This window comes from Rossellomorea aquimaris, assembly GCF_008180865.1.
GTDB lineage: Bacteria > Bacillota > Bacilli > Bacillales > Bacillaceae_B > Rossellomorea > Rossellomorea yichunensis.
This window is the reverse complement of the sequence record NZ_VTEX01000001.1, coordinates 1058227-1071755: the sequence shown is the minus strand read 5'-3', so window position 1 is coordinate 1071755 and position 13529 is coordinate 1058227. Positions and strand designations below refer to the sequence as shown.

11 protein-coding genes are annotated in these 13529 nt (G+C 41.7%); 1 reads left to right on the top strand and 10 read right to left on the bottom strand.

From position 1 onward, the window contains the following. Positions 1-121 precede the first annotated feature (121 nt). The 10 genes from FZC88_RS05300 to FZC88_RS05255 form a co-directional block, all read right to left on the bottom strand. Complete coding sequence (locus FZC88_RS05300; protein ID WP_148993916.1) at positions 122-580, bottom strand: staygreen family protein; 459 nt, start codon at positions 578-580, stop codon at positions 122-124. Between the two features lie 65 nt (positions 581-645). Beyond that, a complete protein-coding gene (locus tag FZC88_RS05295) occupies positions 646-1413 on the bottom strand; it encodes a hypothetical protein (protein WP_148993915.1) in 768 nt (255 codons plus the stop codon). A gap of 149 nt (positions 1414-1562) precedes the next feature. Beyond that, complete coding sequence (locus tag FZC88_RS05290; RefSeq protein WP_148993914.1) at positions 1563-2990, bottom strand: alanine/glycine:cation symporter family protein; 1428 nt, start codon at positions 2988-2990, stop codon at positions 1563-1565. Between the two features lie 263 nt (positions 2991-3253). Next, positions 3254-5692, bottom strand: a complete 2439-nt coding sequence (gene parC / locus FZC88_RS05285) for a DNA topoisomerase IV subunit A (protein ID WP_148993913.1) — start codon at positions 5690-5692, stop codon at positions 3254-3256. A gap of 3 nt (positions 5693-5695) precedes the next feature. Beyond that, positions 5696-7666, bottom strand: a complete 1971-nt coding sequence (gene parE / locus FZC88_RS05280; RefSeq protein ID WP_315633596.1) for a DNA topoisomerase IV subunit B — start codon at positions 7664-7666, stop codon at positions 5696-5698. 296 nt (positions 7667-7962) lie between these two features. Continuing rightward, positions 7963-8370 (bottom strand): CoA-binding protein, encoded by a 408-nt coding sequence (locus tag FZC88_RS05275; RefSeq protein ID WP_148993911.1) that lies wholly within the window; start codon positions 8368-8370, stop codon positions 7963-7965. A gap of 189 nt (positions 8371-8559) precedes the next feature. Continuing rightward, entirely contained in the window at positions 8560-9459 is a 900-nt protein-coding gene (locus FZC88_RS05270) for an ABC transporter substrate-binding protein (RefSeq protein ID WP_148968962.1), read from the bottom strand. Between the two features lie 23 nt (positions 9460-9482). Then, positions 9483-10139, bottom strand: coding sequence for an ABC transporter permease (locus FZC88_RS05265; protein WP_148968963.1), 657 nt, complete (start codon positions 10137-10139; stop codon positions 9483-9485). Beyond that, a complete protein-coding gene (locus FZC88_RS05260; RefSeq protein WP_148993910.1) occupies positions 10136-11113 on the bottom strand; it encodes an ABC transporter ATP-binding protein in 978 nt (325 codons plus the stop codon). The genes FZC88_RS05265 and FZC88_RS05260 overlap by 4 nt, the downstream gene beginning before the upstream one ends. Positions 11114-11288: 175 nt before the next feature. After that, positions 11289-12587 carry a purine/pyrimidine permease gene (locus FZC88_RS05255; RefSeq protein ID WP_148993909.1) on the bottom strand — a complete coding sequence of 433 codons (1299 nt, stop codon included), beginning with the start codon at positions 12585-12587 and terminating at the stop codon, positions 11289-11291. Positions 12588-12785: 198 nt separating this feature from the next. Between FZC88_RS05255 and plsY the strand changes: the two genes are divergently transcribed. Beyond that, the gene (gene plsY / locus FZC88_RS05250; protein ID WP_148969316.1) at positions 12786-13367 is read left to right on the top strand and encodes a glycerol-3-phosphate 1-O-acyltransferase PlsY; all 582 of its coding nucleotides are present in this window, start codon (positions 12786-12788) and stop codon (positions 13365-13367) included. The last annotated feature ends 162 nt before the right edge of the window (positions 13368-13529 follow it).

Below are 13529 nucleotides of genomic sequence, written 5' to 3'. Positions count from 1 at the left end.
ATCTAATCATACACCCACTTGTTCCATCTAAGCCGCCCTCTTTATACATACTTGTAGTGAGGCTGCACAAAAATAAGCATAAAGAGTTCACATTGAATCTGAACCTCTTTATGCTTGAGCGCTATTTCAATAAATATTGTCTTGGTGTCCCGAAATAAAGCGTTTGCTGAAATTCCGGGAATACAGATTCAAAGCAGACGATGATGGGTGCATCCAACAGCCATGGATAGTACGTGTAGAAGCCCTTATCACCGTTTACCATTGCTGTTAAAGCCAATGGGAGTTCCTTTTTGAAAATCATGAATCGTACGTTGGATAGCTGTTGGTCATATTCTCCCCCACTCACATACACGGTTCCCGCAAGAGTGTATTGACCAAGGTCTCTTCTCCATTCTCCTAATACTTCGTCCCTCATGGATGGATTGATCTTCTCTAAATCAAAGTGACAACCAACGCTTAAAAATAATTCACCCGTCGTATCAGAATGGGTCAATGTATACTTACGGTTATCAATGGGATTGAATATTGAAGCTGGAGGTAAATACGTGACAGTTAGCTTTTCAGGCTTGAATTCACTCATGTGTAAGCCTCCTTTACAAAAATGGGCTTACAACAGATTATGATAAAAGCCTAGAAATGGTTCAGCTATTTATTTGCTTTCCACTTTATCTTCATCAAGTTCCATTGATCATTTTCATAATACCAATAAGATGTGGCCGTTCCGATGCCATCTGCCTTATAAGCACCGCTTATTTGCTGATATCCTTTTAATCCCTTACCAGGTTTGCCGGTGATTTTAGTCGGCTCAAAAAATGCATACGGTAAAACCATTAATTCCATAGGTTCATTTAAGGTTCCGTTTGTGTATATCCCTAATCGATCATAGTCTTCTTTTCGGTCACGTAAATCGACTGTGTAGGATTGATTTGTATCTACAAAGGTAATGGAAGCTTTGTAATCATCTTCAAATTGAGCCTGGATGGTTAGCGGCTCAGGTAATCCGATATCGACCAGCTTATTATCTGCTAACGTATGGAGGGCTACATTATAGAGGCCACCGCTTCCCCCTGTAGCGGATGAGTACAGCATATCCTTTATTCCATCATGATTTAAATCAACGAATTGGATCTTCGGCTCATAACCACCTTCATAATCAATTCGAATCTTACTTCCTTCAGACGTTTTAATATCCGCCCAAATTTGTTTCAGAAATAGGGCATCAGGAGAAAACGGAATCGCCTTAAGCGTAATCGTATCCTTTTTACCATCGCCGGTTACATCTTTTGTATACTCATTGACAGTCATTTCATTTACAGGCTGTTTTTCCATTGGTTCACTGGAGAAGTTTCCTGCAATGGCATGGAGGGACATAACAAAGAAAGCACCGAAAGCAAATAGTAATTCTTTTCTCATGGTTCTCTCTCCTCTTTAGAAAATTATTCACTTTTATTTTCACCAAAGAAGGAAAATCTATGTAATGATTATCGTTTCTTTTTTGCATTTTTCTTAGTATAAAACAAGTAAAAAAAGACCAACCCATCATAAAGGTTGGTCCATTCATATTATTTTTGTTCTGTTGTTGTTTCAGGTTTTGCTTCCCAGCTTTCAATTCCTTTTAACCCCTTAATAGAGTTGGAGTAGAAAACAGGATCTTTCCCTTGTCTCTTTTGTTCTCGGTAATCTTTTAGTGCAGATATCGCGATTTTAGCTAATAACGTGATGGCGATTAAGTTGATGATCGCCATGAGACCCATAAATAAATCTGCCAGGCTCCAAACAATATCCAGTTTGACAACCGCTCCGAAAATCACCATGCCAAGAACGGCCATTCGGTAGATGAATAGAGTAACCGGGCTGTATTTAATAAACTCAATATTGGTTTCCCCGTAGTAATAGTTTCCGATAATCGAACTGAAGGCGAACAAGAATATAGCGACAGCGACAAATGTATCTGCCCATTCCCCTACATGGAAACTTAAGGCTGCCTGCGTCAGCTGGATGCCATCGATCCCTGTGGTGTATTGGTCAGACAGGATGATCATGAAGGCTGTTGCTGTACAGATAAGCAGGGTATCAGTGAACACCCCAAGTGTTTGTATTAGTCCTTGTTTAACGGGATGAGTGACACCAGCAGATGCGGCTGCGTTCGGCGCACTACCCATACCGGCTTCATTCGAGAATAAACCGCGTTTGATTCCCATCATGATGGCTGCCCCTACTCCGCCACTTGCTACTTCACGAATACCAAATGCATTTTCGAAAATGATCACAAACATATTTGGCAGCATGGTGATATTGGTGACTAGAATAAAGAATGCCAGAATCAAATATAGAACCGCCATGACTGGAACGACAATTTGAGTTACACTGGCAATTCTCTTTACCCCTCCGAAAATAACAAGAGCTGTTAACACGGCAAGAATGATACCAACAGTCAAACGATCAAATGAATACGCTTCTTCCATTGCAAGAGAAATCGTATTGGATTGTACCGAATTGAACACAAGGCCGAAACAGAATGTAATGATAATGGCAAACAGGATTCCCATCCAACGGGCATTCAATCCCTTTTCCATATAGTAAGCGGGACCACCTCGGTAGCCGTCTTTTCCGTCTTTCACTTTATAGATTTGTGCAAGTGTACTCTCTACGAAGCTTGTTGCCCCACCCAAAAGGGCAATCAGCCACATCCAGAATACGGCTCCTGGTCCACCGCCTGCAATCGCTGTAGCAACACCGGCAAGGTTTCCTGTACCGACACGGGATGCGGTACTGATGGTGAAAGCCTGGAAGGAAGAGATCCCCCGTTTTCCTTCTGCTGAGATCGTTGTTTTATCTGTCAATAATCTTCCCATTTCTCTTAAGTAACGGAATTGTGCGAAATTTGTTCGTAATGAGAAGTATAAACCGAGACCGATAAGCGCCACAATCAGTATGTATGACCACATATAGTCATTTAAGGTGCCTATTATACTTGTAAATAACTCCATAATTGTTCCCCCTAGATGTTTGTGTTTATGACAAATAATGTATGATCCTATGTATGTTTACCCATTCAGACACTTTTATAATCTATCAAAAAACAGATGTCTATTCAACTGATAAATTCATATTGTTGAAATAATATTAATTGTTGTACAATTTTTCTCTGGTATTGTACAACAATTTCGAATGAATATACATTATATATTCATTTGATAGCATACGGATATAAAAAAACGACCAGAAAAAGTTCTGGTCGTTTTAATGGATATTATTCTTTTGTTTCGGGTAGCAGTGATTCCGCCCACGTTTCACAAACAGATCCGCTAACCCCTTCATCAATCACAAATGACCCATTTGAATAGCGGTCATTTGGTCTAAGGTCTGAAAGAAGCACTTCTTCTGTTATTCCCTTTTTCGTGATCAGACCTACCTTATCTGTATCTTTAACCACTTCTATTCTTACCACACGATGTGGGTTTGATTTCAACTCCCGCAGCATGATGACTCCACGTTTGGCACGGGATGTCTTTTCGAATTCGGCTAATTTCATTTTCTTTACAGCCCCTCGCTGGGTTGCCAAGAAAATGTAATTCTTCACTGGGTCTTTAATGACCTTACCTGACACAACATAATCGTCATCTTTAAGGTTAATCCCTTTTACACCAGCTGCCCGTGGTCCGACGATGTTCACATCTTCCTCGGAAAACCAAAGACCATAGCTTAAGTGTGTAGCGATGAATATATCATAGGAACCATCTGTTAAGTGTACATCGACCAGCACATCGTCTCCTTTTAAATTAATTCCTACTAGAGGACGGGAGTAGCGCTGTGCTTTGTATTGGGGAAGCTCAGATCTTTTGATCATTCCATTCTTCGTTACAAATAATAGATATTGGGATGGATCAAATTCTCTAATCGGTATCGCTTTTAGAACCTGTTCATCGCGATCTATCGGTACGATGTTTCCAACATGTTGACCAAGGTCTTTCCAGCGAATATCCGGGAGCTCGTGTACAGGGCAATAGATGTAATTCCCTTTGTTTGTGAACACTAAAAGTACATCAGTCGTGTTCATCTCATACTGACCAAGGAGTCTGTCTGTTTCTTTCATCGCGAGATCTTGCCCGTTTGAAGCAGAATAGGAACGTAGACTAGTTCGTTTCATGTAACCATCACGGGTAACGGTAACCATGACATCCTCACTTGCGATCAGTACTTCAAGGTTGATTTTAATTTCTTCAATCTCATCCTCAATTTTAGTGCGGCGAGCATCAGAGAACTGTTTTTTGATGCCTTTTAATTCTTTTTTGATTACACTGTAAAGTTTGTTTTCACTTTCCAGTATAGCCGTTAACTCAGCGATCGTTCTCGCTAATTCTTCAGCTTCTGCCTGCAGTGCAGTGATGTCTGTATTCGTTAAGCGGTATAACTGTAGGCTGACGATCGCTTCTGACTGTGCTTCAGTAAATTGAAATTGCTGAATTAAATTATCCTTCGCATCCCGTTTATCTTTCGAAGCACGAATCGTTGCTATAACTTGATCTAATATTGACAGAGCTTTCATTAAGCCTTCGACAATATGCTGGCGATCCTTCGCTTTATTTAGATCATGTCTGGTACGATTTGTCACTACTTCTTTTTGATGTTGAATATAAGCATCCAATAGTTCACGCAGTCCCATTAGTTTAGGACGACGGTTATGTATCGCAACCATATTAAAGTTATAGGCGATTTGAAGATCACTGTTTTTATAGAGGTAGTTTAAGACGCCAGTAGCATCTGCATCTTTCTTTAACTCAATGACAATGCGCATCCCATCGCGGTCTGTTTCATCACGAACTTCTGCAATTCCTTCCACTTTGCGATCCACACGGAATTCATCCATTTTCTTGACGAGATTCGCTTTGTTTACCTCATAAGGAATTTCCGTAATGACGATCTGTTGTTTACTTCCGCGGATGTTTTCAATATCAGCTTTTCCACGAACAACCACTTTTCCTTTTCCGGTTTCGTAGGCTTTTTTGATGCCGTCTACCCCTTGAATGATGCCCCCTGTTGGAAAATCAGGTCCTTTTAAGACCGTCATTAAATCTTCCACCGTGCTTTGTGGCTTTTCCATACGCATGATTGTCGCATCAATGACTTCATCAAGGTGATGAGGTGGAATGTCAGTTGCATATCCTGCAGAGATACCAGTAGAACCGTTAACTAAAAGGTTCGGAAAACGTGAAGGCAAAACAGTTGGTTCACTGGATGTATCATCAAAATTTGGTACAAAGTCCACGGTTTTTTTATCGATATCACGTAAGAGCTCCATGGAGATAGCAGAAAGTCGAGCCTCTGTATAACGCATGGCAGCAGGCGGATCTCCGTCGATGCTTCCGTTATTTCCGTGCATTTCGACTAAATATTTACGCACTTTCCACGTTTGACTCATACGCACCATGGCGTCATACACAGATGTATCACCATGTGGATGGTAGTTACCAATAACATTACCAACGGTTTTCGCTGATTTTCGGAATCCTTTTTCCTGTGTGTTTCCATCCACGTACATAGCGTAAAGGATACGTCTTTGTACGGGCTTTAACCCGTCACGGGCATCAGGTAATGCACGCTCTTGGATAATGTATTTACTATAACGTCCAAATCGGTCGCCAAGTACCTCCTCCAGAGGTAAGTCTTGATATCTTTCTACAGTTGTCATGTATTACCCCTCCTCTGCGACCGTAATGTTTTCATTTTCAAGAATACTTCCATCTTCTTCTAATCCAAATGCTACATTGCTTTCAATCCATTTACGGCGCGGCTCTACTTTATCTCCCATAAGAGTCGTCACCCGACGTTCAGCCCGTGCAGCATCATCAATGCGGACACGGATCAATGCACGTGTTTCAGGATCCATAGTCGTTTCCCACAGCTGATCGGCGTTCATTTCTCCAAGACCTTTATAGCGCTGGATCATATACCCTTTACCAACTTTAGAGATGGCTCCTTGAAGCTCTTCATCCGTCCATGCGTATTCAAGCTTTTGTTTCTTTCCTGTACCTTTACTTACTTTGTAGAGAGGAGGAAGTGCAATATAAACTTTCCCCGCTTCTAATAATGGTTTCATGTAGCGATAGAAGAAGGTCAGCAAAAGAACCTGGATATGGGCCCCATCTGTATCGGCATCGGTCATGATGACAATTTTGTCGTAATTGATGTCGCCGACGTTGAATTCCGGACCGACTCCACCACCGATCGCATGTATGATTGTATTGATTTCTTCATTTTTGAAGATATCCTGAAGCTTGGCTTTTTCAGTATTGATGACTTTCCCCCGAAGTGGAAGGATCGCTTGGAATTTACGGTCACGACCTTGTTTCGCTGAACCTCCCGCAGAATCCCCCTCCACAAGATAGAGTTCGTTACGGGCTGGATTTCTCGATTGAGCAGGTGTTAATTTACCAGATAGAACGGTTTCAGATCGCTTTCGTTTCTTTCCGTTACGCGCATCTTCCCTTGCCTTACGTGCTGCTTCCCGGGCTTGGGCGGCTTTTATGGATTTTTTAATAAGAAGGGAACTTGTATCGGGATTTTCTTCTAAGAAATATAGAAGGTGCTCCGAAACAACCGCATCCACGGCTGAACGTGCTTCACTCGTACCGAGCTTTCCTTTCGTCTGCCCTTCAAATTGAAGGAGATGTTCCGGTATACGCACAGAAACGATACTGGCAAGGCCTTCACGAATGTCGGTCCCTTCAAGATTTTTGTCCCGATCTTTTAAAATCCCAACTTTTCGTGCGTACTCATTAAAGACACGGGTCATGGCGGTCTTTGCTCCGGCTTCGTGGGTACCTCCGTCTTTAGTACGAACATTGTTCACGAATGACAGAATGTTTTCAGAGAACCCGTCATTAAATTGAAAGGCGAACTCCACTTCGATGGTATGATTTTCTCCTTCAAAGAAAGCTACGTTATGAAGCACATCTTTTTCTTCGTTTAAGTATTGAACAAAGGCCTGGATCCCGCTCTCAAAGTGAAAGACTTCCTTCTGATCATGACGCTCATCAATGATTTCAATTTTTAATCCTTTAAGAAGGAATGCAGATTCCCTTAGACGCTCACATAGCGTTTCATAATTATAGGTGGTATTACTGAAGATCTCCGGGTCAGGTTTGAAATGGATACAGGTTCCGGATTTTTTTGTTTTTCCGATTTTCTCAAGAGTGGTTTCCGGTTTTCCACCTTTTGTGAAACGCTGTTCATACTTCATTCCATCTCTTTCAATCGTCACAACAAGCCATTCAGATAGGGCGTTTACGACTGAGGCACCTACACCATGCAAGCCGCCACTGGTCTTGTACCCGCCTTGACCGAATTTCCCTCCTGCGTGCAACACAGTCAAGATGACTTCAGGTGTGGGCTTGCCAAGCTTATGCATTCCAGTAGGCATCCCGCGTCCTTTATCCTGCACAGAGATGCTATTATCCTTATGTATCGTTACAATAATCTCATTTCCGAAGCCTGCTAATGCTTCATCCACCGAATTATCGACAATTTCGTATACTAAATGATGCAATCCTCTTGAATCTGTAGAGCCTATATACATTCCAGGTCTCTTACGTACGGCTTCTAAACCTTCTAATACTTGAATGGCATCATCATTGTAATCCATGGTCTTATTCTGGTTGGCCACGAACATTCCCCTTTCAAAACTTCTCTATCCGTAAATAGTGCTTGTACGGTAGTATTGGTTATGTATATGTTAACTATAACACAAGAACGTTTGTTCGTTTACCTGTTTTGATCATTTCTGAGGTAAACCACTATTGCTTATTGTAGCGTTTTATTTGATTTTCGCAAATGTAATTTCCTAGAACAGCCTTGAAAACAGACTGTTTTCTACTGTATGAACCGGATTTTTTGTGGTGAAAGAAGAAAAGTCGACCCGAAAAAAAACAAGCGGTAAGAGCCGCTTGTTACGAGTGAGAGTTATTTGGTTAAAGCATGTTCAACCTTAATACAGCGATCCATAATGACTGTATACCCACGTTCTTTCAAAAAGCGATAAGCCTCTTCATTCATTACACCCTGTTGCGCCCAAAACACGTTAGAGTCGATTTCATCAAATTCTATCGCGATCTCTGGTAAAAATTCTGAGCGGCGAAATACATTGACAATGTCAATCGGTCCTTCAATCTCCTTCAGAGAAGATACCGCTTTAACACCCAATGCGGAATCAATGGTTGGATTTACAGGGATAATCTCATAGCCTTGATCCTGCATCGCTTTTGAGACCATATAAGATGTACGTGCAGGATTGTCACTTAATCCGATCACCGCAATGCGTTTTGATTTTTTAAGGATGTTTCCAATTTCTTGTCGGGATGGGTTTTCCATAGATGCTTACAACTCCTTCATCGTTCCTTATCCATTCATTCTTGACTGTTCCTTAAGACCTATTCTTCTTTTATATCATATTTCCCTTTAATTTTTCAAAATTTTATAAATTCATCTAAACAGAATGAAGTGTCAGAGGGACAAAGGACGTGTTGCTACTCCTAATCCTTTCTGACACTTCTTGATCGTTTACTCTTCAATTAATCCCTTGGATAGGAGAAATTCACGCGCTACATCTTTGGGATCTTGTTTATCCATATCCACCTTGGCATTCATCTCACTCATCTCTTCCTCAGAAATTTGTCCTGCTAATTCATTCAGGACTTCTTCTACTTCAGGATGCTCTTCCAGAACTTCCTGACGGATGATAGGAGCAGCATCATAGGGTGGGAAGAATCCTTTGTCATCCGTAGTCGTTTTGAGATTGTAACGTTGTATTCTTCCATCGGTTGTAAAGGCCGGAATAATATCTACATCTCCGTTCTTCACTGCTTCATACATAATGTTCGGGTCAAAGCTTTCTTTCGCTTTGAATTCGTAACCGTATGCCTCTGCAAATGCATCGTACCCATCACCTTCACGTTCGTAGAATTGATGCGGCGCACCAAAGCTTAAATCTTTCGAAAGGGGAACAAGGTCAGAGAACGTTTTGGCATCAAAGTCCTGATCTTGAGTATAAGCAAGGGTATACGTGTTCTCGAATCCCAGTGGTTTTAACCATGTCACATTGAATTTTTCTTCGTATCCTTTACGGACTTGAGATAGAATTTCTTCAGCTGAAGCCCCTTCCTTCGCCTGCTCTTTTAACACCGCTTCGAGTCCGGTTCCTGTGTACTCGATATATACGTCGATGTCACCTTTTTCAAGAGCGGGCGTCAAAATCGATACTTCCCCCAGTCCTTCTTCCACTTTAACATCCAGGTCTGTTTTCTCTTTGAGAAGTTCAGCCATCATTTGCGTTAAAATAAACTGTTCAGTCCACATCTTGCCTGAAACCGTAATGGTGTCTTTCCCCCCACCGTTTCCGCAACCTGAGATCACGAAGGATAGGGCAATTAATAATATAAATGGTTTTAATATCTTTTTCATTCTTACTCTCCTTTGAATATGCTTTATTTCCGTGCTTTTAATCCTTTAGGTGTTGTCATTCTTTCAAGAAGCTTTAATAAAAAGTCGAAAGAAAGTGCAAGTAAGGCAGCAGGAATAGCCCCTGCAAGTACTAAAGAATTATTCCAGGTGGATAGTCCCCGGTAAATGAGATCACCTAGTCCCCCCGCGCCTACAAAGGTTGCAAGCGTCGCGACTCCCACCGTTAAGACAGTTGCGGTTCTGATACCCGCCATAATGAACGGCAGGGCGAGAGGAAGCTCCACTTTAAACAGAAGCTGTGAGTTTGTCATCCCCATCCCTCTGCCGGCTTCTATGACTCCCTCATCAACACCGATGATCCCTGTGTACGTGTTCCTGAGAATCGGTAAGAGTGCATATACGGTCAGAGCAATAATCGCTGTGATACTGCCTGTACCTAATAGGGGAATGAGGAAACCAAATAGTGCTAAGCTGGGGATGGTTTGGAAAATGGCTGTTATTCCGATATAGAATTCAGCTGTTTGCTTTTTTCGTGATATGTATATACCCAGCGGCAAAGAGATGGCAATTGCTATGAAAATGGATACGAATGATAAATACAGGTGCTCAAATAATCCGTTTAAGATGGCATCCGAGCGATTTGAAATGGTGTTGATAAACAATAGCGAAAATGTATTCATACCGAACGTGCCTCCTTTTTCCCTTCCGAGGCTACTGCACGAAGAATCCCTCTGGCCGTGACGCTTCCTGTCTTTTTGCCGTCTTTAATGACCATGAGATAGGGTTTTCCAGTCTCAAGTAGTATTCTTGCAGCTTCCTGGACCGTAGCGTCATAAGGTATCAAAGTATATTCCGATTCTTCATAGTGCACGTAATTTGTATTGTCTTCCATCATGTCGATTACTTGCATCTGAGTTTGTCGAGCGTTCAGGCGGTCCTCACCGATAAATGCCCGAACGAATTCATTTGCAGGTTGGGACAAAAGCTCTGATGGGGTAGCGATCTGTTCAATTTCTCCATCACGCATCACTGCAATCTCATCCGCGATCTTTAACGCTTCATCAATATCATGTGTGACAAACACGATCGTTTTATGTATTGTATTTTGAATGCTTTTCAATTCATCCTGAAGCTGCTCCCGGCTGATCGGGTCAAGGGCACTGAAAGGTTCATCCATCAGAATGATAGGCGGTTCAGCTGCCAGGGCACGAATGACGCCAACCCGTTGCTGTTGTCCACCACTGAGCTCAAGCGGGTATCGTTTACGATACACTTTAGGTTCAAGTCCGACTAGATTTAGAAGCTCATCAACCCGGCCTTCATATTGTTCCTTCTTCCATCCTTTTAAACGGGGAATCAGGCTAATGTTCTCTTCGATTGTCATGTGTGGAAGCAATCCTATGCGCTGTATGACATAGCCGATATTACGCCTGAGCTCCACTTCATCGGTTTGGGAAGTATCTTTACCATTAATGAGAATCGTTCCGCTGGATGGAGAAATGAGCTTATTGATCATTTTCATCGTGGTCGTTTTCCCACATCCGCTTGGTCCGATCAAGGCAACAAGTTTTCCTTTTGGAATCGTCAGGTTGATACCCTTTATGGCTTCTGTACCATCTTCGTAGACTTTCGTTACATTCTTAAATTCAATCATTTTTCCACCTGCTTTATGAACTGAGAAAATTTTCTAAACATAGAAGGGTTACCCTCATTATACAAAAGGTAAACATGTTGTCCAAGAAATTGCCTTTGTTGCTTTAGTGTATGAATAATGTGGATTCCTCATACAAGATACTTCTTGCTGTAAAAGACAAGAAAAAGCCAGCAAACTATTGTTTGCTGGCTTCAGTGTGATGTTTGTTCTTAAACAGAATATATTGTTCTACGATGATTCCTGTGATGGTTCCGAGTATCAATCCATTGTTCAATATGGAGGCGACCACTACAGGCATGTCTTTAAAAGCGGATGGGGGCACAAACATGGCTCCTACCCCTATAATGAGAGAGATGCCTGCGACAAAATGAATTCTTTCGACGTTCTCTTCTTTTCTGTACTCTCCGAGGGCAAGGCCGACCATTTTGATGAAGATGACCGTTGTAACGGCATAGCCAACCGGAGCTGGAAGACTTGCGAATAGGTTCATTACTTTTGGGATCAGACTGATGATCATAATGATCGCACTCCCAAGGATAAAGGGAATAATCGAGTACATCCCTGTAGCGGCAACAAACCCGGCAGACCCGGAAATGGGTACAGATCCAATGGCTGAGAATATTCCACCGAACAGCTGATTCAGTCCCGAAGCAAAGCCGCTCTTCGTAAACCTTTCATATGTGGGCTGCCCCTTTGCCTTCATAACTTCTTCCATCACTCGAATGGAAGCAATCATATTGGTCGTTAACAAGAATGTAATGAAAATGGATGTCACAATGACACCGGTATCGAATACAGGTGCTCCAAAGACGAACATATCCGGTAATGTAAACCAGCTGTCAGAAACAGTCACGCTTTCACTCAGTCCCATGAGAATGAAGACTAGCCAGCCCGAGATGAGGGCAAGAATAATGGAGTACTGTTGGATCCACTTTCGTTTATGACCGGAAAAGTATAATGCCAAAAGGATGGTTATGATACTTCCTAATAAGACAAATGGCTGAAGGGATTGTCCTTCATGCTGTATCCCGAACATCCCTTTGATAAAAGATCCGCTTAATTGGAGAATCAAAAGCATTAAGTAAATAAATGTAATCGCTGGTGTAAATAAAGATGATAATTTCTTTAGTAGTCCTGTTGCAGACAGAATAAAGAAAATCACACCGCTAACAATCATCCCCCCTTGTAAAACGGTCAGCACTTCTTCGTGACTGTTGTAAAGGGTTCCTGAAAAACCTGCATAGATGGCGAAAACTCCCCACCACAGTCCAGCCGGTCCTTCATTAATGGGAAGTTTATGACCAACCAATGCTTGGATAAGACTGGCGGCTCCTAATACAAAGATGGTCCGCTGAATGAACCCTGCCGTATCTGCTTGAGACAATTGAAACAAGTCAGCTATGGCAATGGGAGCGGCAATTGAGCCTGCGATCATAAAGGCCACCCATTGAAACGCCGATAAAAGTAATTGCATATGTGTACACCTTCATTTCAACTATGTAAAGTGTGTTTATTTTAACATACTTCTCACTTTGTGAATCAGTTTTAAGTGTAATAAAAGATATTATCTACTTTTATGAACAGGTACTAATTTTTTTGCTTATTTTCTCCCCATCCTATGGAAAACATGTTAAAATAAGAACGGATTAGTTATTTAAAAGGAGCAGTGATGATGATTTTTGCCCTTATACTTGTATTAGCTTATTTATTAGGCTCCATCCCTTCAGGGTTACTGATTGGGAAGACATTCTACGGAAAAGACATCCGTGAGCACGGGAGTGGAAACCTTGGCGGAACCAACACGTTCAGAACCTTGGGTGTGAAGGCCGGGATGATTGTCACTATCATGGATATTTTAAAAGGAACGGTAGCCACTCTCTTACCTTTGCTATTTGAAAGTGATGTACATATGTTATTGGCTGGGGTATTTGCTGTGATTGGTCATATGTATCCCGTGTTTGCAAACTTTAGAGGAGGAAAAGCGGTAGCAACCTCTGCGGGTGTTCTTCTGGGCTATAATTACATCTTATTTTTAATTTTACTGGCAGTCTTTTTTATTTGCTTGTATGCAACCAAGTATGTATCACTCTCTTCTATGATAGCAGCAGTGCTCGCCTTTACGTACTCAATCTTCACAGGAGATATACCACTCATTATTGTCGTAGGAATCCTGACCATTTTCGTTGTTTATAGACATCGTGCGAATATTGTCCGAATCAAAAACAAAACGGAACCTAAAATCAAGTGGCTCTAATAAAAAAGCGACCTAAGAGACAGACTCTCCCTTATTCTATTGGAGAGTTTCTGGCTGTAGAGGTGGCTTTTTTTTATGGTGCTAGAAAATCAAATAGGTATAGCCTTCCATCCCTTTGAGAAAGATGATGGATATAAAAAGACAAATATGATCATGATTGAA